Raw genomic sequence first — 22,932 nt, forward strand, 5'->3', positions numbered from 1 at the left:
ACTAATATTACTAATTTGACAGGAATAGAAGGTTTTACGAATTTGCTATATTTAAGTTGTAGGTATAATCAAATAACGAGTTTAAATGTAAGTGGTTTAACTAATCTAAGATATTTAAATTGTGGCAATAATCAACTTCCTAATTTAAATATTAGTGGTTTATCAAATCTTCAAACTTTAATTTGTAGAGGAAATCAACTTCCAAGTTTAAATGTAAGTGGCTTAACGAATCTTCAAATTTTAGATTGTTCTTATAATCTACTTCCAAGTTTAAATGTAAGTGGCTTAACGAATCTTCAAACTTTAAGTTGTGATTATAATCAACTATCTAGTATAAATGTAAGTGGCTTAACAAATCTTCAAAGTTTATTTTGTACAAATAATCCACTTCCAAGTTTAGATGTAAATGGCTTAACTAATCTTCTAGTTTTAGATTGTTGGTTTAATCAACTTACCAGTTTAGATGTGAGTGGGTTAACTAATCTTCAACAGTTACGTTGTAGTTATAATCAACTTACCAGTTTAAATTTAAATGGTTTAACTAATCTTAATTGGTTAAGCTGTCATAATAATCAACTTCCAAGTTTAAATGTAAGTGGTTTAACTAATCTTCAACAGTTATATTGTTATCAAAATCTACTTCCAACTTTAGATGTAAGTGGCTTAACTAATCTTCAATCTTTGGATTGTAGTATAAATCAACTTATCACTCTATTTGTAAAGAATGGTCGAAATGAAGATATTACATTTTTTTTTAATTCTAACTTACAATATATCTGCGCCGATGAAGGTCAACTAGCTTCTATTCAAACCCAAATCACAGAGTATGGGAATACCAACTGCAATGTTAACTCCTATTGTAGTTTTACGCCAGGCGGAACTTTTTATACGATACAAGGGAATAATCGCTATGATAGCAATTCCAATGGCTGTGATGATAGTAATATAAATTATCCAAACTTAAAATTTAATCTTACTAATGGCACTACTACTGGAACTTTTATTGCAAACAATACAGGTTCATATAGTATTCCGGTTGGAGTAGGAACTCATTCTATAGTTCCAATTATAGAAAATCCGAATTATTTTGCGATTTCACCTGCAACGGTTACGGTTACTTTTCCAACAACAGTTAGTCCTTTTACTCAAAATTTTTGTATTACTGCCAACGGAATAAAAAATGATTTAGAAGTAACAATTATTCCAATAGAAGTAGCACGCCCGGGTTTTGATGCTTTTTATAAAATCATTTATAAAAACAAAGGAAATCAAGTGGCAAATGGTTCGTTGAGTTTTACTTTTAATGATGCTATTATGGATTTGGTAACGGCATCGCCCATTGTTAATACTACAGGAACAAACAGTTTGAGTTGGAATTACACTAATTTAAATCCGTTTGAAACCAGAGAAATCAACTTGACTTTTAACATCAACTCTCCAATGGAAACTCCAGCGGTGAATAATGGTGACCAATTAGATTTTACAGCTATTATTAATCCGTTAGCAAACGATGAAATTGTAGCAGATAATACAAGTTCTCTTAAACAAATTGTTGTTGGATCCTATGATCCCAACGATAAAACGTGTTTAGAAGGCTCAACCATTACGCCAAGCATGGTGGGGAATTATGTGCATTATGTTATCCGTTTTGAAAATACAGGGACATTTGCAGCGCAAAATGTGGTAATAAAAGACATGTTAGATACCACAAAATTTGATATCAGCAGTTTGATTCCGCAAAGTAGTAGTCACCCGTTTGTAACGAAAATTACCAATACCAATAAGGTAGAGTTTATTTTTGAGAATATCAATTTGCCTTTTGATGATGCTAACAATGATGGCTATGTGGCGTTTAAAATAAAAACCAAACCCACCTTGGTTTTGGGAAATACCTTCACCAATACCGCCAGTATTTATTTTGATTATAATTTCCCAATTATAACCAATACGACAACTACTACTGTTGCAGCTTTGGGCAACCAAGATTTTGATTTTGGCAGTGTGTTTAGTTTGGCGCCTGTTCCTGCAAAAAATAGTTTGACTATTACAACTAAGCAGCATGTTGTGATTAGTTCATTAAGTATTTATAATACGCTTGGGCAATTGGTTCAAGTAAATACTAACCCTAATGAAACCATCGATGTTTCTAGCTTGCAAAGTGGCAGTTATTTTGTTAGAATAACAAGTGATAAAGGTAGTGCTAATGGGAAGTTTTTGAAGGAGTAGTAGCGATTGCTTCGCCTGCCTGTCGGCAGACAGGTTCGTGTTTTTTAGCTATAATTTACTGGTTTTAATTGGTTTGATAATACTATAATGAACCCGTTGGGTGTAATTATTAAAAACGTCAGTTCGAGTGTTTTTTGTGCATCTCGTTTTTTGGGACGAGATGCACAAAAAATGTATCGAGAACCGTTTTTAATGAAATTTTCCTTGTTCTGTCATCCTGAGTGAAATCGAAGGACGATTTTCTATCGAAAATCACTCGAACTGACGAAAAATTATCATCAAAAACTAATTACACCCAACGGGTTAAAATGACCATTTTCTACTTAATGAGCTAACTCTTTTTTGGTGCTATTTTAACTCTTAGTGAAACTTTGTGCCAATACTTTGAGTAACAGCCATTACACAAAAAACACAAATTCCTTATCGATTAAATAGTAGAAATAACCATTTGTTATTTAATGATGTAATTTTCAAAACACTTGATTTTGTATTACATTTGTCCTCCTATGTTAAAAACCATAAACATACTGAACAAACGCGCCAAATTTGATTATGAAATAATCGAAACTTATACTGCTGGAATCGTTTTAACTGGTACCGAAATCAAATCCATTCGTTTAGGAAAAGCCAATATCACCGAAGGTTTTTGTGAATTTCATAACGGAGAATTATTTGCCATTAATACCCAAATTGATGAATATTTGTATGGTAATCAATTCAATCATAAAGCCAAAAGTGAACGTAAACTACTTTTGAATAGACGAGAGTTACGAAAACTTGAAAAAAATGCTGAAACAAAGGGTCTTACTATTATTCCTTTGAAATTATTTACTAATGAAAAAGGAATTGCTAAATTAGATATTGGGCTTTGTCGTGGAAAAAAGACTTATGATAAACGTGAAAGTCTTAAAGAGCAAGATGTTAAACGAGATATAGACCGAATTAAAAAATCATTTTAATTTTTATTTTCCAATAAAGGTACAAATTTAAAATCGCCAAACTCGTGCTTTTCAAATTGCGTTTCGTTTTTACGGATGAGCATGGTCATAACTTGTTCTTTATCTCCAACAGGAATAACCAATTTTCCTCCTATTTTTAATTGCGCCATCAATGGTTTCGGAATTACTGGTGCTCCAGCGGTTACAATGATACTATCAAAAGGTGCGTGGTTTGGTAATCCTTTATAACCATCGCCAAACGATAAATGTTTTGGACGTATACCTAGTTTAGGTAATAAAGCCGAGGTTGTTTTAAACAATTCATTTTGTCGTTCTATCGAATAAACCTTTGCTCCCATCGCAACTAAAACTGCCGTTTGATAACCCGAACCAGTTCCTATTTCAAGAATCTTATGGTCTTTTTTTACCTCTAACAATTGTGTTTGAAAAGCCACCGTAAAGGGTTGCGATATGGTTTGTCCCGCAGCAATTGGAAATGCTTTATCCTGATAGGCAAAATCTTCAAAACTAGAATCTAAAAACAAATGTCTTGGTATTTTCTTTATGGATTCCAAGACTTTAGTATCGGTAATTCCTTTTTCTTCTAGTATTTTCGCTAATTGATTTCGAAGTCCTTGATGCTTACTTGTGTCTTTCAATTGGGGTAGTAATTTATTTGCGTAAAAATAGAAGTAAAAATCCCAAAAAACAAATGCCAAATTCACAATAATATACAACCAAAAAAAACTCGATTACCAAATTCAAAACTTTATTTTGAATTTTAAAATTTGATACTTAATTGGAATTTGGAATTTTAAGATTTGGAATTTAATTAAAATTGGTATACCCTATTTGGTAATTGCAGTTTGAATTTGCTATTTTTGATAAAATTTATTTTTATGCTTAAAGTTGGCGTTTTAGGTGCTGGGCATCTCGGAAAAATACACTTGCGTTTATTACAACAATCTGATAAATACGAACTCGTTGGTTTTTATGATGAAAACCACGAAAACGGAGCTAAAATTGCTGCGGAATTAGGCTATAAACAATTTGATACTATTGCTAAATTAATTCATGCCGTTGATGTTATCGATATCGTTACTCCTACCCTTTCGCATTACAAATGTGCCAAAGTTTCCATCAAAAGTGGCAAACATGTTTTTATTGAAAAACCTATATCAACAACTGTTGCCGAAGCTGAAGAAATTATTGCTTTAGCAAAAGAGTACAACGTAAAAGGACAAGTTGGTCACGTAGAACGTTTCAATCCGGCATTTACTGCGGTAAAAGATCAAATTGAAACACCAATGTTTATAGAAACGCATCGATTGGCTGAATTTAACCCACGAGGCACCGATGTTCCTGTAGTTTTAGATTTGATGATACATGATATTGATGCTATTTTGAGTGTGGTTAAATCAAAGGTTAAATTGGTTCACGCCAGTGGCGTTTCGGTTTTGAGCCAATCGCCAGATATTGCCAATGCGCGAATTGAATTTGAAAATGGCTGCGTTGCCAATATTACATCGAGTCGAATTTCGTTAAAGAATATGCGTAAGTCGCGTTTCTTTCAAAAAGATGCCTATATCTCTGTAGATTATCTAGACAAAACCTGTGAAGTTGTGAAAATGAAAGAAGCTCCAGAAAATCCTGGTGATTTTGACATGATTCTTCAAAATGCCGAAGGCGACCGAAAACAGATTTACTTTATTAATCCAGAAGTAAGCCAAAACAACGCTATTTTAGATGAATTGGAAACTTTTGCTGATGCCATCAATAATAACACAACTCCCATTGTAACGCTCGAAGATGGAACCGAAGCATTGCGTGTGGCGTATATGATTATTGATTCAATGAATGAAAAATAAAAATTGAACCATTAAGAAATTTAGAAAAATTAAGACTTAATGAAACTTAATGTCTTAATGGTTTAAAATCTTTCAAGCCTTAAATTTTAAAATATTTAAATAAATATAGATGAAAACAATAGCTGTAATAGGCGCCGGAACTATGGGTAACGGAATTGCCCATACTTTCGCACAAAGCGGTTTTACTGTAAAACTTATTGATGTTTCCGAAAAATCACTCGAAAAAGGAATGGCAACTATTGCTGCTAATCTTGACAGAATGGTTTCAAAAGGTACAATTTCTGAGAAAGATAAACACAAAACAATTGAAAATATAATTACTTATACCGACATCAAAGATGGTGTTGTTGGAACTGATTTGGTTGTGGAAGCTGCTACTGAGAATGTTGGCTTAAAACTTCAAATATTCAAACAATTAAGCGACATTTGCGACCATAATGTGATTTTGGCAACCAATACTTCTTCCATCTCCATAACTCAAATTGCCGCTCAAGTGGTTCACCCAGAGAGAGTAATCGGAATGCATTTTATGAATCCGGTGCCGATTATGAAATTAGTCGAAATTATTCGTGGTTACAGTACATCAGATGAAGTGACAAAAATTATTATGGACTTATCCGTGAAATTGGGAAAAACTCCAACAGAAGTCAATGATTATCCCGGCTTTGTAGCCAACAGAATTTTGATGCCCATGATTAACGAAAGTATTGAAACTTTATATAACAGAGTTGCTGGTGTTCAAGAAATTGATACCGTAATGAAACTCGGAATGGCGCACCCAATGGGACCATTACAATTAGCCGATTTTATTGGGTTGGATGTTTGTCTTTCGATTTTAAATGTAATGTATGATGGATTTAAAAATCCAAAATATGCTCCTTGCCCACTTTTAGTAAATATGGTCATGGCCGGAAAACTTGGAGTAAAATCAGGAGAAGGATTTTATGATTATTCCGAAAGTAAAAAAGCAGAGAAAGTTTCGAAGCAGTTTAAATAAAATTTTAACCACAAAGCGCACGAAGAAGGCACAAAGCACAAAAAATCTTCGTGACCTTCGTAAAAAACTTAGTGACCATCGTGGTTAAGTAACATGAGCAAAATTATCCCTTTTAAAGCGGTTCGTCCCACTCCAGATAAAATTGGGTTGGTGACTTGTAGAAACTATGATGATTACAGTTCAGCTGAGCTTGCGGCTTGGTTGAGTTTCAATCCCTATTCTTTTTTACACGTTATTCATCCTGCCTATATGCATTCACAAAAAATCACTTTGGATAAACGTTTTAAAGGTGTAGCGCACAAATATCAGGACTTTAAAGAAGATGGCATTTTTTTAGAAGAAGATACAGCAGTATTCTTTGTATATGAAATAAAAACCAAAACACAATCGTTCACAGGAATTGTTGCTGGAACTTCAATAGAAGATTATAAAAATAATATTATCAAGAAACATGAAGACACACTACAATATCGTGTGGAATATTTCAAGGATTATTTGCATCAAACGGGCTTTAATACCGAACCTGTTCTGATTACGTATCCTGATAACGAAACTTTGAATAATTGGATTTCGGAAAAGAAAAAAAGTCAACCAATTTATAATTATTCAACTACTAATAAAGAAAAACATCAGCTTTGGAAAATTGATAGTGATGAAGAAATTCAATGGCTTACTACTCAATTTGAAAAAATACCAGAATTATATATTGCAGATGGACATCACCGTTCGGCTTCTGCGGAAATGCTTTATGATGAAGACAAGCATCTAGGGAATGAGAATTTGAACTATTTTATGAGTTTCTTAATTGCTGAAAGTCAGGTTAAAATTTATGAATTTAACCGAATTATCCGCGATTTGAATGGCTACTCTAAAGACGATTTTCTCGAAAAACTTTCGGAACATTTCATCATAAAAGACAAAGAGCAAGAATTATGGAAACCACAAAGTAAGTTTGAATTTGGAATGTATATTGATGGTCATTTTTATGCACTTTTTTACAAAATCAATGACAATTTCAAAAATCAAAATTCAATATTGACGAATTTAGACGCTCAAATTTTATACGATAAAGTCTTGCAACCTCTTTTAGGTATTGAAGATTTACGAAACGACGAACGCATTGAATACATTCCTGGAAAACAATCGGTGGCAACAATTAAAGAATTGGTAGACGAAGGTGAATTTGAAGTGGGTTTTATGTTGTTCCCATCGGACATCTCAGAAATTAAAGCGCTGGCTAATCATAATTTAATTATGCCGCCTAAAAGTACCTATATCGAACCAAAGTTCAGAAGTGGATTAATTATATATGAATTATAACTAGTTAAACTATAATGTCAATCAAAGACCATTTACTTCAAATAAAATCGCAACTTTCAGAAAAAGTAACACTAGTTGCAGTTTCTAAAACCAAACCGATTTCCGATTTGATGCAGGCTTATGAAGCCGGTCAACGTGTTTTTGGCGAAAATAAAATCCAGGAAATGACGGAAAAATGGCAGCAAATGCCGAAGGATATTGAGTGGCACATGATTGGGCATGTTCAAAGCAACAAAGTGAAATATATGGCTGAATATGTTAGTTTGATACATGGTGTTGACAGTTTAAAATTGTTACAAGAAATTAACAAACAAGCGGTAAAACATAATCGAGTGATAAATTGTTTACTCCAAATGCATATTGCGGAAGAAGAAACTAAATTTGGTTTGGATGAAAAAGAATTGGAAGTGATTCTTCACTTCGTTCAGAATGACAAAAATGGAATGACTAATATTAAAGTAGTTGGTTTAATGGGAATGGCAACTTTTACTGATAATCAAGAACAAATAAAAAAAGAATTTCAATCTCTAAAAACTATTTTCGATAAATACAAATCCCTGAACACTACTAACTGCCAACTGAATACTCTTTCAACGGGAATGAGTGGCGATTATCAATTAGCAATTGAATGCGGCAGTACTATGGTTCGGATTGGAAGTAGTATATTTGGAAATAGAAATTAATGACAATTTCAATTGCAAAATTCAATATCAAATAATGGAGGAAAATCATATTTTTAGTGAAAAAATTTTCAATTTTGAGGATAGATTAGTTCGCTTTGCTGGAGAGTGTATTTTTTTTACCAGAAATTTGAATAAATCATTTGAAAATGAATATTATAAAAACAGTTAATCAGATCTTCTGGAGGTGCTTCTTTAAATTTTGGCGAAGCTCAAGGAACAATCAGTGATAAAGATTTTGTTTTTAAAGTTGGTTTAACTGTAAAAGAATTAAAAGAATCCCGAAATTCATTAAAAATATTGAATTATATAAAAGAAGGTGACGAAAATAGTAGAAATTTACTTCTAAAAGAAATAGAAGAACTAATAGCAATTGCCTCAAAAATGATAATTAACAAAAAATAATTCAATTTCAATATCAATGGCAATGACAAAATCAACATTTGAAATTTTTATAATTTAATTTGATTTTTGACATTGACATTGCAATTGCTTTTTGATATTGATATTGCAATTGATTTTTGATATTGACATTGCAATTGATTTTTGATATTGATATTGCAATTGATTTTTGATATTGACATTGCAATTGATTTTTGACATTGACATTGCAATTGATTTTTGATATTGACATTGCAATTGATTTTTGACATTGACATTGCAATTGCTTTTTGACATTGACATTGCAATTGCTTTTTGACATTGACATTGCAATTGATTTTTGATATTGACATTGCAATTGATTTTTGACATTGACATTGCAATTGATTTTTGAAATTGACATTGCAATTGCTTTTTGATATTGATATTGACATTAAAAATGTACGCCATACTCGACATAGAAACCACTGGAGGACAATTCAACGAAGAAGGCATCACAGAAATTGCCATCTACAAGTTTGACGGCCACGAAATTGTGGACCAATTTATAAGTTTGGTTAATCCGGAAAAACCGATACAGCCTTTTGTGGTAAAACTGACGGGAATCAATAACGCCATGTTGCGATCTGCTCCAAAGTTTTATGAAGTAGCGAAACGAATAATCGAAATTACCGAAGATTGCATTGTAGTTGCGCATAACGCTTCTTTTGATTATCGAATTCTAAGAACCGAATTCAGTCGACTGGGGTATGATTATATTAAGCCAACACTTTGCACGGTTGAATTATCGCAGAAATTAATTCCAGGACAACTATCGTATAGTTTAGGAAAATTGGTCCGCGCACTCGGAATTCCTGTAACCGATAGACATCGTGCCAGCGGTGACGCCTTGGCAACGGTAAAGTTGTTCAAAATGCTATTGGATAAAGATGTCAAAAAGGAGCTAGTAATCAGTTTAATAAAAGCGGAAATCAAAAAAGGATTATCTCCAAAATTATTAGACATTGTTGAGAGTTTGCCCTATAAAACCGGAATTTATTATATTCATAACGAAAAAGGCGATTTAATCTACATTGGGAAAAGCCGAAATATTAAGAAACGCATCAATCAACATTTTACTGGAACTTCTGGAAAAAGCAAAAAAATTCAACGGGAAGTTTTTGCCGTGACCTATGAAGAAACCGGAAGCGAACTCATAGCTTTACTTAAAGAAAGTGAGGAAATCAAAATCAACAAACCCATTTATAATAGAGCACAACGTAAAACCATTTTTCAATGGGCATTGTATTCTGAAAAAGATGCGAATGGTTATCTTACCTTAAAATTGCAAAAAGCAGATGGTCGAAAAAAAGAAATTACCTCCTTTACTTCGGTTCAAGAAGGAAAAAATTCATTGTTCAAAATCACAGAGAAATATAATCTCTGTCAAAAATTAAACAACTTATACGAAACAAAAAATGGTTGTTTTCAATATAAAATAAAAGAATGCAATGGTGCCTGTGTCGGTAAGGAAGCTCCCGAAATTTATAACGATCGCGTTGCCGAGTTTATGGAAGAAATGAAATTTGAAAGCGACAATATGGTTCTAATAGATAGAGGCCGAACTGTTGATGAACGCAGTGCTGTTTTGATTGAAAACGGAATCTATAAAGGCTACTGTTTTTATGATTTAAACTATCAAATTAACAACATCGAAATCCTCAAAAACATCATTATTCCAATGCAGAATAATCGTGATACTAGGACTATCATTCAAGGGTATTTGAGACGACACAAAGTAATTCGAATTGTGAAGTTTTAATTTTTTATTTGAAGCCAATCCAGCTTTCCGCTATATCTTTTATAAATTTGTAATCAGCAAACCGCTCATTACAAATTTATAAAAGGATGCCGCTACAATCTGGGCTAAAAAAATGCAGTAATTGAAAAAAAAATATCTCATAACCATTATTGGCCCAACAGCAATCGGGAAAACATCCTTGAGCATTGCTTTAGCAAAACATTTTGGTTGTGAAATCATTTCTTGCGATAGTCGACAGTTTTATAAAGAAATGAAAATCGGAACAGCTGTTCCATCTCAGGAAGAATTGGCAAGTGCCACACATCATTTTATTCAAAACAAATCCATCCTTGAAAATTACACCGTTGGCGATTTTGAGAAAGAAGCCATCGCCAAATTAAACGAGTTATTTTCAAAAAATAATATCCAAATTATGGTGGGCGGTTCGGGTTTGTATGTGGATGCTGTATTGAAAGGATTTGATGAATTTCCTGATATTGATGAGAACATTAGGAAAAAAATAAATGCTGATTTTGAGTTATTTGGAATAGATTATTTACAAAATAAGTTAATGGAATTAGATATTGATTATTACCAAAAACTTTCCAACAAAAACCCACAAACATTACAGAACCCGCAACGAATGAAACGCTTTGTAGAAGTTTGCATCGGAACCGGAAAACCGTATTCTTCATTTTTAAATCAAAAGAAAAACCAACGCAACTTCACTCCTATTATTATTGGATTAGAAGCTGAACGTGAAATCATGTATGATCGAATTAATCAGCGAGTTGACGGTATGATAAAAGAAGGTTTGGTCAAAGAAGCGGAAAATTTATTTTCAAATAAAGATTTAAATGCCCTACAAACTGTGGGTTATCGTGAGTTATTTAATTATTTTGATGGAACGATAACCTTAGATTTTGCTATACAAGAAATTAAAAAAAATACCCGAAGATTTGCCAAGCGCCAATTAACGTGGTTTAAACGTACAGAAAATGTGATTTGGTTCGATTATTTAACAGATGTTTCTAAAATCAAAGCTTTTATTAATTCGGAGTTATTAAAATGATACGTTACGCAACCTTAACTAAAATATATAGTCTAGAAAAAAACTACTATGAAAAAAATCTTTTTATTTTGCATTCTAATTTCTTTCTTCTCTTGTAGCGATATTCAATATGATGGAGAAAAACGTTTGGTATTTAAAACAACGATTCGCAATGCTAACAATGAGCCTTTACCCAACAGTTATGTCGAAGTTTCAGTTGGTGTTAATCAAGACGATTTAATTTCAAAAGGAAATACAAATCAAAACGGAGAAATTACATTAATTTTTCCGTCACCACAATCAAATACACGCATAAACCTAAAAATCTATAACGAGGAAACGGGGTATATGCCAAAAGAAATTTTTAATATAAAAAAAACAGATTTTATTAATTATCTATTTGAATTTCAAAATGCAAGATTATTAAAAAATGAAGAGGTTGTTCCACTAAATCTAAGTTATAACCAAACTAACATTAATAACTCGGTTAGGAAAGTAAGCATAGTTGGAATTTATCACTTAAATACTGAGTTTTATAATTTTGATCCAGAAAGTTTTAGTGAATTACCAAACCAGATATTGATAAAAAAGAATCAATCTTTCCAACTACGAGTTACTGTTTATAATTCAATTAACAACTCAGAAACAACAAGTAGTGTAAATCTTTCAATAGTAAATGATGCTGTAAATTATACAATAAATTACTAGAAATGAAATATAGCTATTTAATATTTATACTTTTTATTTGGAACACAACATTTTGTCAAGAAAGTAAAAGCAAACCTGAATTAGAAATTGAGGTTAACCTTAGATTACAGACATTTCTTCCGGTTCATTTTGGGAATAACGCCCTAGCAAAAGCACATAAACCACGACCCGCTTTTTCGATGCAATTGAATCTTTTAGAATATAACAATTTCAAAGCTGGTTTGGGTATCGATTTTGTAACTTATGACATCACAAATAACGAATTAATAGCTAATTTGAGTACTTCAAAATATACAAGTGCTTATGTTTTGATTGGTTATGAATATAAAATAAACAAAAAACTATTGCTCACGCCTACATTTGGTTACGGTTCGGCTACATTAGATTTAGGAAGTCGAAATTCTAGATTTGGAAATCAAGGTGGAAATGAAATTAGAATTGGAAGTATACTAGATTATAGAATTGGAAAGGCAATTTATGTTTTTGGAGCTATACATTATGTTACCAACACATTTGATGTAGAAACAACAGCAGAATATAAATCCTTTTTTTCGAAAGCGAATCAGTTACAGTTAACTTTGGGAATTCGATTTGGAAACTAAAATGAAATAACATGCCAATTTCAAAAGACTTCACCTCTATTCTAACTTTAGATTGGGAAATTAATTTTTTACAATGCTATCCAAATGGCTATTTGAAATATACTGAATTATGTAATATTCTTCAATTAACTGCGGCAGTTCATGCCGAAATGGGTGGCATTAGTTTCACGGATATGCAGGTTCATCACCAAGCGTGGGTATTGAGCAGAATGCGTGTTGAAATTAAACGTTTACCTAAATGGCGCGAAAGTGTAACGGTAAAAACCTGGATAAATTCGTTAGAAAACTCCCGCTCTATTCGTTGTTTGGAACTGTATATTGGTACTGAAAAAATTGTAGGATGTGAAACCTATTGGGCAGTTTTCAATACACAAACACGTCGACCGGAACCTTTAGCGTTAGAACATCAGCATTTTGAAAAGTATCCAGATAACAAAGCTACTTCTATTCAATTCTCCAAAATAGACACCACTATTGATAGAACATTTGTTGCCGAAAAAGCAATTTTACTTTCCGATTTAGACATTGTGAATCATGCCAACAGTGTGAAATATTTAGAATGGTGTTTGGATTTTGTTGAACCTAAATTACTTTTAAATAAGGGCGTAGCGAGTTTTGAAATGAATTACTTAAAGGAAGTTTCTTTAAATGAATCGATTTACATTGAAAGAAGTACTAATGAAAATCCGACAACTTTTACAGTAAACGCAACTAATAAAACGTGTTTTGCTTTACAATTAAACTGGAAATAAAAGCTAAAGCCCTAGCCCGGATGGTAATGGCATCCTTTTGTCTCGTTCTTAAAACGAGACAAAAGATATAATGGACAGCCGGGATTAGCTCCTTAAATTTAAATTAAAAAAAAGGCTCCAATTTCTTGAAGCCATTTTGTTTATTTTTTGATTACCAATCGAAATCCTTCTCCGTGAATGTTAAGAATTTCAACTTCTGGATCTTCTTTTAGATATTTACGTAGTTTAGCTATATATACATCCATACTTCTGGAAGTAAAATAATTATCTTCTCTCCAAATCTTGGTTAGTGCTAGTTCTCTTGGCATCAAATCGTTTTCGTATATAGCCATCATTTTTAGCAATTCAGACTCTTTTGGAGACAATTTGATGGGTTCGTTATCGTCTAATTTTAAATAACGAAGTTTAGAATTTAAAAGGAATCTTCCTATTTGGAATTCAAATTTAGCGGGCTCATTTTTATTCTCTGAGGCTTTTCTTTGAATGATTGCTTTTACTTTCATCAATAAAACATCCGAATCAAAGGGTTTATTTAAATAATCATCGGCACCAACTTTATAACCTTTTAGCACGTCTTCTTTCATTGATTTCGCAGTTAAGAAAATCAAAGGCACGTCTTTATTTTTTTCTCTGATTTCTTTTGCCAAAGTATAGCCATCTTTATAGGGCATCATGACATCTAAAATACACAAATCAAAATTGTCTTTTTTAAACTTTTCGAAACCTTCCATGCCATTTTTGGCTAATGTTACATCAAAATCATTTAGTGTCAAGAATTCTCTTAACACGATACCGAAGTTCTGATCATCTTCAACTAGTAATATTTTTTTATTATTTTCCATAGTATTTTTTTTTTAATTTATCAATGGGACTTTAATTATAAATGTGCTTCCTTTTCCTTTTTCGCTTTCGACAAAAATTTCACTATTGTGATCTTCGATTATTCGTTTAACATAGGCTAATCCTAAACCATGACCTTTAACATTATGTAAATCTCCTGTATGCTCGCGATAGAACTTTTCAAATATTCTTTTTTGTGCAACTTTTGACATTCCCGAACCTTGATCTTTAATCTTTATTATTATAAAATCTTTTACATTTTCAGTCTCAATATCAATTTTTGGTTCTTCGGGAGAATACTTGATCGCATTGTCCAAAATATTAACAATTACATTGGTAAAATGAACGTCATTCAATAAAACGGAACTTCGCGTTGCGTTAAAATGCGTTGCTATTTTTCCATTTCGATCTTCAACAATTAAATTAACATGTTCAATGGCATCTTCAATTATTTCATGAATATTGTTCGATTCTTTAGTTATGTCTAACTCTTTCTTTTCGAGCTTAGAAATACGTAATACATTTTCAACCTGAGCGTGCATGCGTTTATTTTCATCTTTAATCATTTGCAAATACCGAAGCACTTTTTCTTTATCATCAATCACTTTTGGATTTTTAATCGCATCCAATGCTAAATTTATCGTTGCAATCGGTGTTTTAAACTCATGAGTCATATTGTTTATAAAATCTGTTTTGATTTCAGAAATTTGACGTTGTCTTATCAATTGATTTAAGGCGCTTGAATAGGCAATAATAATGATCAGTGTAAAAACAATTGACAATATGCAAATCCCAATTAACTCTGAAAATAAAAATCGTTTCTTTTCAGGAAATGTTAGTAATAATTGATACTTGTTATTTCCATCATTATCAATAAAAATTGGAATAGAATAAGTGGATTTTTTTTCATACTTAAATCGTTCCGATTTTATTTTTGTTGCTAAACCATTACTGTATATATTAAACTCAAATGGTGTTTTAACTCCATATTCATTAAGTTCATCAGATAATAACTTTTGCATCGTTTCATTTGAAACCCTTTCTTGAATTGGTTTTAGTGCCGCATAATCTTTATAAAACATTTCAAATTGCGCATTATCTAACAAGTCTGACCTTCCTGATTTTTCAATTTTAACATCTGGACTAATATTTTGCTTAAGGCTTGAATTGTCTACAGAGCCGTTATAAACTTCAGTTTTACGTTTAGAAGTGAAATTTTTCTGTTTAACGCTATCTAACTTTTTATCAAAGAACGATGATGAAATTCCGTAATCTTCAGATATTATATTGTTTGAATATATAATAGTCTCATTGGTTCTCGAATCTCGTTGGTACACTGTAAATTCTAAAAAATCATCTTTTTTTGGTGCTTTTCCCGTACTATCTTTTAGATGATTATACATCTCGTAGTAACTATATTGCTCTTTTTTTTGCAATTTATCAGCAATATTTCCAAGAACCTGCTTCACATGAAACTTAAATTGTTCTTCATTATTTTCAAATGATTTATCAAACCAATATACTTGAACAAGAATAATACCGATTAGGGATAAACTCATTAAAATTACTAGTAAGCGGAAAAACAACTTATTCATTAGACAAATTTAACATTTTAACATTTATACAATAAATACATTAACCAAACATTAACATCAAACGCATAAATTATTGATTTTTCAATAATTTGAATATTTCATCAACTTGTTTTTTGGTATCATCAATTGATATATTTTGAATTATAAAATCACTTTTTGCAACTCTTTGTTCATCAGTCCATTGACTTTCCATTCTTTTTAGAACGGATGCTCTATCTGTTTTATCGCGTTCAATTACTCGTTGAAGTCTTGTCTCTAATGGAGAAGTAACAGTTAGTATCGCATCACAATATTTGTTGCTTCCGCTTTCGAATAAGATTGCTGTTTCTTTAAGCACAAAAGGGGCATTTTTATTCATTTCAAGCCAAGATTCAAAATGCTTTTTTACCTGTGGGTGAACTATCTTGTTTAATTTTTCTAGTTTTTCAGAATTATTAAAAACAAGTTGGGCTAATTTTTCACGATTTAGTTTATTGTTGTCTATCACTTCAGTTCCAAACTCTTTAATAATTGCCTGAATCACGGCATCAGTAGTCATTATTTTTTTTGCTTCATCATCTGCAATATAAACGGGTATTCCCAATGATTTTATATATTTTGCAACCATTGTTTTTCCGCTTCCAATTCCGCCTGTCAATCCGATTATTTTAGTCATGATTTTACTGTAAAAAATAATTCTGGAAATGCAACTTCGGGTTTTTGTTTAAAAAGAATGATTTTAATGTAGGAATCTAAAAACCCACTTCCGTATCCAAAGAATTGTTTAGAAACTGCTATTAAAGAAAGATATCCTATTTTAAAACTTTGGTTTTGAACAGTAGCTGTTATAAAAATCAAAAGAAAATAAAATAAATAGCATAATATCGGTAAACTAAATCCAAATGCTAAAAAGACAATTGAAAAATAAATCCCTAACACAAAAAGCGTTGGAAAGAAAAAAGTCAATTTACTATATTCGGGATACCATAAATTCAAAATTGGCCTAGCTTTTCCAAATTTATTTACCTGAATATAAAATTTATCCCAATCAATTCTTCGTTTGTGATAAACAAATGCTTTGGGAAAAAGCCTTGTTTCATAACCTAATTTCCATAATCTGAATGACAAATCTGGGTCTTCTCCTGGATGAATATTTCCAAAGCCATTTGAGTGTTCAAATGCTTTTTTGGAAATTCCCATATTGAAACTTCTCGGTTGAAATTTATTCAATTTTTCTGAACCGCCTCGAATACCACCCGTTGTTAAAAATGAGGTCATGGCAAAATTGATAGCTTTCTGAACATCTGAAAACGACTCTAAAGCAGCATCTGAACCTCCATAACAATCGACATAATTGGATGTTAATTCTTTTGCAACTTCTGACAAATAATTATTTGGAATAATACAATCGGAATCAAATATAATAAAGTAATCTCCTTTTGCTTTATTCATACCAAAGTTTCTAGAATCTCCTGGACCACTATTTTCTTTAAAATAATAAGATATGTTTAGTTTGCCTTTAAACTTTTCAACTTCGTTCTTACAATCTAGTGTTGAGCCATCTTCTACAATAACAATTTCATATGCTGCTTTATAATCTGAAACCAAAAGACTCACCAAAAGTTCTTCGATTTCATCGGGTCTATTATAAACAGGAATAATAATTGAAAAATACATCATTTAATTTTTTTACTTCGTACAATTCGTCTTTAAAGTCTCAGAAAACAAAGATAAGTATTATACAAAAAAAAACCATCCGCTTTGGCGGATGGTTTTAGATAGCGAATAAAAAAATTATTCTTTTATAACTTTTATAGTTTTAACTTCAGTATCCGAAGTTACTTTAACCATATAAGCTCCTTTTGATACGTTAGACATATCTATTTGAGCATCATTGGCATTCACTTTGTTAGAACTTACTTTTTGTCCTAATAAATTAAATACATCCACATTTGAAATTTCTTTATTATACGACAAATTCAAAGTGTTTTTTACCGGATTTGGATAATATGAAAAATTAGCATTATCGAATGAATTATTTCCTAAAGAAGCATCATAAGCAGATATAATAAAATCTTTAGAACTTAGAGATGGAGCTACAGTTCCATATTTCCATACAGCAACATAAATTATAGACCCTGGCGTTTGACCTGTCAATGATAATATAGACATAAAATCATTTGGACCTACTGGACCACCATCATCGTTACAACCTAAAGCTGTTAATCCATCACAATCTGTAAATGCTGCTATAACTGTATCCGTTAAAGAATTAGCTGCTGCTGATTGTGTTTCTATAGTTATACTACCCGAAGCTGGAACTTGAACAGTGTACCAAACGTCTGCAATATTTGTTGCTTGACAACTAGGCGTTATACCAGCTGTAAGAGTAGCTGCTAACATAGTTCCGTTTACATCTTGATCTGCAAAAACACCACCTGGTGTTAAGGCAATAGCACCAGAACACAAATCATTTGCTGGAGCTGTTGCTGCTGTTACTGTAAGCACACCATTAATTTTATCTGTACCGTTCCAGAAACCAAAGTTAGTTCCACCATAAACATAAGCACCACCATTAAGTTGAAATCTTGTCGCATAGTAATAAGTTCCCTGTGTTAAACTAGCACCAATATTCGCTTGATATTCATCATTTGCAGTTGGGTTTCCGAAACCATTATCAACTTCTCCAGAAAACGTAGCTGGAATCCAAGTAGTAAAAGTATTTGGATTAGCATTAGTTGTACTATAACCCACCCAAGCATTAATACCTGGTGCCTGACCTGAAGTAGTATCAGTTAAACCACCTTCATATACTCTTCCATAAACTGTTACACTTCCACCTTCTGCAATACTTGCAGTGTATGGGAATTGTAAATTAGCATAATCAGGTAAATCAGCTGGTACAGCAGCAACAGCTAAGGTATAGTCTTCCACTTGACCATATGCAGCCCCAAGACATGGATTAGCGAAATCTGCTGTTCCAAATATTTTTTTAACACGCATACGAGTATTTCCTACTGTAGCCGTTGGAGGAACTAATAATGATTGTGTTGCTTGTTGCGCATCAAGGCCTGTAGAGTTTGTAATAGTTTGTGTTATTGGATACGATTCATCACTATCACCAAAATCACCATCTTGATTCCAATCTGCAAAAACTATAAAACGGTTTGTAAAATTACCGTCTGAATTTCCTTTTAAGGTAATCGTATAGGAAGAACCTGCAGTTACATTACCCGTAATTGAGGTAAAAACCTCATGAGCAGTTGCACCAGCTACTGTTGCAGAAGTCGTGTTGTTAATACCTGCAAAATTAACTAAAGTTATAGGCTCTACGGCTGTTGCAAATGCCAAAGGACCACAATACGGAGCAAAAGGATCTACAGAAGTAGTAAAACTAAATACAGAACAACCTGTTGCTTCACCCGCAGCATTTTTAGCAACTACTTTCCAATAATAGGTCGTTAATGACAATAATCCTGTAACCGCTCTAGTTAAACCAACTTGATTTCCTAACAAAGTTGTAGGATTAGTATTTGTATCTAAATAAACATCGTAAGAAGCTGCTGCAGTACCTGTTGTAGCAGCTGTCCATGATAAGGTTACCGATGGAGAAGGACTTACTGCTGTTGCAGCATTAATTGGTGCCGTTAATGTCACACAATTTGGAGCAACAGTTGGTGGAGTATCATTGACAATATTATCAAATAATAATCTAAATTTATCAGTAGAAACAGCATGAAAACCAATATATATAGATTGCCCTACATAAGGTGTCAAATCTATAGTGAATTGAGTCCATGCGTTTGGTGCATCAGCTTCTGGTGTTACTACCACTGTAAAATCTGCAGCAGTAGCTGTTGTAGTTGATAATTTTACTTCATACGCCTCAATATAAAGAGGATTAGGATCTTGATTCTTAACGTAATACGTTAATCTGTCATTCAAGCCAGCTGTAACAGTAATTTGCGGTGTTACTAGATAATCATCATGCGCCGTAACATTATAATTAATCTGAGCAGCATTGGGTGCGGAAAATGCTGAACCTGGAGCTCCAACTGCAAAAATAAAGGTATTTGCTCCACCACCATTGATTACTGACCAACCAGGAGGTGTAGTGGTACCAGCATCAAAACTTTCAGAGAACTGCCCATAAGTGGCAGTAATCGTTCCTAATAAAAATAGGAATACTAAAGTAATTTTTTTCATGTTTTTAAGTTAAAAAAGTTAATTGATATAAAAGTAAGTATAAATAAAAAAACTCACAAATATAATTAGCGGGATTTTTACATAAATAGTAACATTTGTCTATATACTCGAAATTTGCACTAACTCGTTCGCTTCAGCTTTATAATCAACTCCTTCCAAACCAAAGCCAAAAAGATTTAAAAAATCTTTTTTATACCCTGCCAAATCTCCAATTTCTGAAAGATTATCTGAAGTAGCTTTTTCCCATAAAATTTTGATTCTTTCTTGAACATCGCCTCGCATTTCCCAATCGTCAATCCTAATTCTTCCTTTGTCATCAGTAGGAATTTCTTTTCCTGTGTAAAGCCTTTGTTCAAAAAGTCGTTGGATTTGTTCGATACAACCTTCATGAATTCCTTCTGCTTTCATTATTTTATACAGTAAAGAAATATACAATGGAATTACCGGAATAGCCGAACTCGCTTGGGTAACTAATGCTTTATTAACAGAAACATACGCTTTTCCATTTAAAGATTTTAGACTATCTGTGATTTTAAAAGCGGTTGCTTCTAAGTCGTCTTTAGCACGTCCTATAGTTCCTTTTCTGTAAACGGCTTCCGTAACTTCTGGACCAATATAAGAATACGCTATTGTGGTTGCATCATTGGCCAAAACTTCAGCACTTTGTAGTGCATCTATCCACATGGCCCAATCTTCGCCACCCATTACTACCACAGTATTGTCGATATCCTCTTGGTTTGCAGGTTCAATGGTAACCTGAGAAACAACCCCAGTATGAAAATCAACCGTTTTATTTGAAAAAGTTTGTCCAATTGGTTTTAGTACCGAACGATGTAAAACTCCCGTTGTGGGATGCATCCGAACAGGTGAAGCCAAACTGTATATGACCATATCAACTTGTCCTAAATCGGCTTTAATCAAATCGATAGTTTGTTGTTTAATTTCGTTAGAAAACGCATCGCCATTAATACTTTTGGCATACAAACCAGCTTTGTTTGCTTCTGCTTCAAAAGCAGCCGAATTGTACCAACCTGGTGTAGCAGTTTTTCCTTCTGATGGTGGTTTTTCGAAGAAAACCCCAATCGTTCCTGCTCCTGAACCGAATGCGCTTGTAATTCTTGAAGCTAATCCAAAACCAGTTGAAGCACCGATAACTAAGACTTTTTTGGCACCATCAATTTTACCTTTTGATTTTACAAACGCTATTTGATTTTTAACATTTTGAGCACAACCATCTGGATGGGCTGTTAAACAAATAAATCCACGCATTCTTGGTTCTATAATCATTTTCTATATAAATTAGGTTGTATAAATTCTTAGTTATGTTAAAACAAAAATATAAATTAAATTGTTTACTTGAGTAATGCTTTGGCATGATTGAGTGCCGAATCGGAAATATCCTTTCCTGAAAGCATTTCGGCAATTTCATTTATTCGTTCTTCGGTCGTTAATAATTTCAATTCAGAAACCGTATTATTACCCAAAACAGTTTTAAAAACTTTGTAATGATTACTTCCTTTGGCAGCAATTTGAGGCAAATGTGTAATGGCAAATACTTGCATTGTCGTACTCATTTCTTTCATTATTTCTCCCATTTTATTGGCTATTTCACCCGAAACGCCCGTATCAATTTCATCAAAAATAATGGTTGGTAATTTTGAATATTGCGATAAAATAGATTTTACGGCCAGCATTATTCTTGACATTTCTCCACCAGAAGCTACTTTTTTCAATAAACCAAAGTCGGTTCCTTTATTCGCAGAAAATAAAAACCGAATAGTATCCTTTCCGTTGTTCTGATACGTTATTGTTGATTGAATTTCTATTTTAAAACGAACATTGGGCATTCCTAATTGACTTAAAACAGCGATAAGTTTTTCGGTTAATTTTGGAATAGCTTCACTCCTACTTTTAGTAATTATTAATGCTATTGAATCCAACTTTATTTCATAATCATTAACCGTATTTTCTAGTGTTTTTATTTCATCCTCTAAAAGCGAAACGGAAACCACTTTACCTTCTAATTCAGATTGGATTGCTATTAATTCTTCTATTGTCAATACGTTGTGCTTCTTTAGAAGATTGTAAATTAATTGCAGTTTTTGATTGATGGATTCTAATTTTTCGGGGTCATTGAAAACCAATTCAGATTCTCTATTTATTTCTTTTACAATGTCATCAAACTCAATTAAAATAGAATTGGTTCTTTCAAATAGTGATTGGTATTCAGCAGAAAAGTTACTGTTTTTTTGGAGTAAAGTTTTAAACTCTTTTAAGTTTTTTAATATTCCAAATTCGTCCTCATTCGCAATTGAAATAAGTTGAACTAAATTTTCTTTTATAAATTCAACATTATTTAACGTTTGATACTGCTTTTCAAGTGCTTCTAATTCGCCTTGTTTTAAATGAGCAGATTCTAATTCTTGATATAAAAACTCATTATAGTCTTTCTCTTTTAAAATGGTTGAAAGAGTGACTCTTTTTGTTTCTAAAGACGATTTTGAAGCACGATAGGATTTTAAAAGAGATTGAAATTCTAGTACTAATTCATGATTGTTAGCGATCGAATCCAAAATTTTAAACTGAAACTCTTCTTCAGATAATTCCAGTGTTTGATGTTGAGAATGCACATCGATTAAGTAAAAACTTAAATCCTGAAGTTGTTGCAAATTAACTGGACTATCATTTATAAATGCTCTCGATTTTCCAGAAGGCAGAATTTCTCTTCGGATAATTGTTTCGTCTTCATAATCTAAATCATTTGATTCAAAAAAAGTACTGAGATTGTATTTCTCTACTGAAAAAACAGCCTCAACAATACACTTTTCCTCTTTGTTTTTTAAGGACGTTAAATCGGCTCGTTTTCCTAAAACCAAACCCAAAGCACCGAGTAGTATCGATTTTCCCGCTCCAGTTTCACCAGTAATAGTTGAAAAACCATTTGAAAAATTGATGTTTAATTTTTCAATTAATGCAAAATTTTCAATAGATAATGAAGTAATCATGTTT

The 22,932-nt window shown here is 32.4% G+C and carries 21 protein-coding genes; 12 read left to right on the plus strand and 9 right to left on the minus strand.

The genetic code is table 11. The features are described 5' to 3' along the window. Positions 1–2,226, plus strand: a 2,226-nt coding sequence (locus ACIQ2L_RS06070) for a T9SS type A sorting domain-containing protein (RefSeq protein ID WP_396157249.1), incomplete at its 5' end; no start/stop codon positions are given. 506 nt (positions 2,227–2,732) lie between these two features. After that, a complete protein-coding gene (smpB, locus tag ACIQ2L_RS06075) occupies positions 2,733–3,185 on the plus strand; it encodes an SsrA-binding protein SmpB (RefSeq protein ID WP_396157250.1) in 453 nt (150 codons plus the stop codon). On the opposite strand, the gene ACIQ2L_RS06080 is transcribed toward smpB, so the two are convergent. After that, on the minus strand, positions 3,182–3,823 hold the full coding sequence (locus ACIQ2L_RS06080; protein ID WP_396157251.1) for a protein-L-isoaspartate(D-aspartate) O-methyltransferase: 642 nt from the start codon (positions 3,821–3,823) through the stop codon (positions 3,182–3,184). The two genes, smpB and ACIQ2L_RS06080, sit on opposite strands and share 4 nt — an antisense overlap. Before the next feature lie 240 nt (positions 3,824–4,063). Between ACIQ2L_RS06080 and ACIQ2L_RS06085 the strand changes: the two genes are divergently transcribed. The 5 genes from ACIQ2L_RS06085 to ACIQ2L_RS06105 all read left to right on the plus strand — a co-directional run bounded on the left by ACIQ2L_RS06085 (position 4,064) and on the right by ACIQ2L_RS06105 (position 8,434). After that, positions 4,064–5,032: a Gfo/Idh/MocA family protein gene (locus ACIQ2L_RS06085; protein WP_396157252.1), complete on the plus strand. Its 969-nt coding sequence runs from the start codon at positions 4,064–4,066 to the stop codon at positions 5,030–5,032. A 109-nt stretch (positions 5,033–5,141) separates the two neighbouring features. Continuing rightward, positions 5,142–6,029: a 3-hydroxyacyl-CoA dehydrogenase family protein gene (locus tag ACIQ2L_RS06090; protein WP_396157253.1), complete on the plus strand. Its 888-nt coding sequence runs from the start codon at positions 5,142–5,144 to the stop codon at positions 6,027–6,029. A gap of 93 nt (positions 6,030–6,122) precedes the next feature. Beyond that, positions 6,123–7,349 carry a DUF1015 domain-containing protein gene (locus ACIQ2L_RS06095; RefSeq protein ID WP_396157254.1) on the plus strand — a complete coding sequence of 409 codons (1,227 nt, stop codon included), beginning with the start codon at positions 6,123–6,125 and terminating at the stop codon, positions 7,347–7,349. A gap of 14 nt (positions 7,350–7,363) precedes the next feature. Further along, entirely contained in the window at positions 7,364–8,032 is a 669-nt protein-coding gene (locus ACIQ2L_RS06100) for a YggS family pyridoxal phosphate-dependent enzyme (protein WP_396157255.1), read from the plus strand. 219 nt (positions 8,033–8,251) lie between these two features. Continuing rightward, positions 8,252–8,434 (plus strand): hypothetical protein, encoded by a 183-nt coding sequence (locus ACIQ2L_RS06105; RefSeq protein ID WP_396157471.1) that lies wholly within the window; start codon positions 8,252–8,254, stop codon positions 8,432–8,434. 54 nt (positions 8,435–8,488) lie between these two features. Here ACIQ2L_RS06105 and ACIQ2L_RS06110 read toward each other — a convergent pair whose 3' ends face one another. Further along, the gene (locus ACIQ2L_RS06110) at positions 8,489–8,860 is read right to left on the minus strand and encodes a hypothetical protein (RefSeq protein ID WP_396157256.1); all 372 of its coding nucleotides are present in this window, start codon (positions 8,858–8,860) and stop codon (positions 8,489–8,491) included. On the opposite strand from ACIQ2L_RS06110, the gene ACIQ2L_RS06115 reads away from it, so the two are divergent. From ACIQ2L_RS06115 to ACIQ2L_RS06135, 5 genes are all read left to right on the plus strand, one after another. Continuing rightward, entirely contained in the window at positions 8,850–10,211 is a 1,362-nt protein-coding gene (locus tag ACIQ2L_RS06115; protein WP_396157257.1) for an exonuclease domain-containing protein, read from the plus strand. The genes ACIQ2L_RS06110 and ACIQ2L_RS06115 overlap by 11 nt on opposite strands. Positions 10,212–10,332: 121 nt before the next feature. Continuing rightward, positions 10,333–11,262, plus strand: coding sequence for a tRNA (adenosine(37)-N6)-dimethylallyltransferase MiaA (miaA, locus tag ACIQ2L_RS06120; RefSeq protein WP_396157258.1), 930 nt, complete (start codon positions 10,333–10,335; stop codon positions 11,260–11,262). A gap of 48 nt (positions 11,263–11,310) precedes the next feature. Next, positions 11,311–11,949 (plus strand): hypothetical protein, encoded by a 639-nt coding sequence (locus tag ACIQ2L_RS06125; protein WP_396157259.1) that lies wholly within the window; start codon positions 11,311–11,313, stop codon positions 11,947–11,949. A gap of 2 nt (positions 11,950–11,951) precedes the next feature. Further along, complete coding sequence (locus tag ACIQ2L_RS06130; RefSeq protein WP_396157260.1) at positions 11,952–12,551, plus strand: hypothetical protein; 600 nt, start codon at positions 11,952–11,954, stop codon at positions 12,549–12,551. An 11-nt stretch (positions 12,552–12,562) separates the two neighbouring features. Beyond that, positions 12,563–13,303, plus strand: a complete 741-nt coding sequence (locus tag ACIQ2L_RS06135) for an acyl-[acyl-carrier-protein] thioesterase (protein ID WP_396157261.1) — start codon at positions 12,563–12,565, stop codon at positions 13,301–13,303. Positions 13,304–13,443: 140 nt separating this feature from the next. Here ACIQ2L_RS06135 and ACIQ2L_RS06140 read toward each other — a convergent pair whose 3' ends face one another. From ACIQ2L_RS06140 to recN, 7 genes are all read right to left on the minus strand, one after another. Next, positions 13,444–14,145: a response regulator transcription factor gene (locus ACIQ2L_RS06140; protein ID WP_396157262.1), complete on the minus strand. Its 702-nt coding sequence runs from the start codon at positions 14,143–14,145 to the stop codon at positions 13,444–13,446. 12 nt (positions 14,146–14,157) lie between these two features. Then, positions 14,158–15,738, minus strand: a complete 1,581-nt coding sequence (locus tag ACIQ2L_RS06145) for a sensor histidine kinase (protein ID WP_396157263.1) — start codon at positions 15,736–15,738, stop codon at positions 14,158–14,160. Between the two features lie 70 nt (positions 15,739–15,808). After that, entirely contained in the window at positions 15,809–16,393 is a 585-nt protein-coding gene (coaE, locus tag ACIQ2L_RS06150; RefSeq protein ID WP_396157264.1) for a dephospho-CoA kinase, read from the minus strand. Beyond that, entirely contained in the window at positions 16,390–17,394 is a 1,005-nt protein-coding gene (locus tag ACIQ2L_RS06155; RefSeq protein WP_396157472.1) for a glycosyltransferase, read from the minus strand. Before ACIQ2L_RS06155 ends, coaE begins: the two co-directional genes overlap by 4 nt. Before the next feature lie 117 nt (positions 17,395–17,511). After that, positions 17,512–19,923: a choice-of-anchor J domain-containing protein gene (locus ACIQ2L_RS06160; protein WP_396157265.1), complete on the minus strand. Its 2,412-nt coding sequence runs from the start codon at positions 19,921–19,923 to the stop codon at positions 17,512–17,514. A gap of 99 nt (positions 19,924–20,022) precedes the next feature. Next, positions 20,023–21,210, minus strand: coding sequence for an enoyl-ACP reductase FabV (gene fabV, locus ACIQ2L_RS06165; protein WP_396157266.1), 1,188 nt, complete (start codon positions 21,208–21,210; stop codon positions 20,023–20,025). A gap of 65 nt (positions 21,211–21,275) precedes the next feature. Beyond that, complete coding sequence (gene recN / locus ACIQ2L_RS06170; RefSeq protein WP_396157267.1) at positions 21,276–22,928, minus strand: DNA repair protein RecN; 1,653 nt, start codon at positions 22,926–22,928, stop codon at positions 21,276–21,278. Between the last annotated feature and the right edge of the window lie 4 nt (positions 22,929–22,932).

Origin of the sequence: Flavobacterium sp. (assembly GCF_044369455.1) — a bacterium.
Lineage (GTDB): Bacteria > Bacteroidota > Bacteroidia > Flavobacteriales > Flavobacteriaceae > Flavobacterium.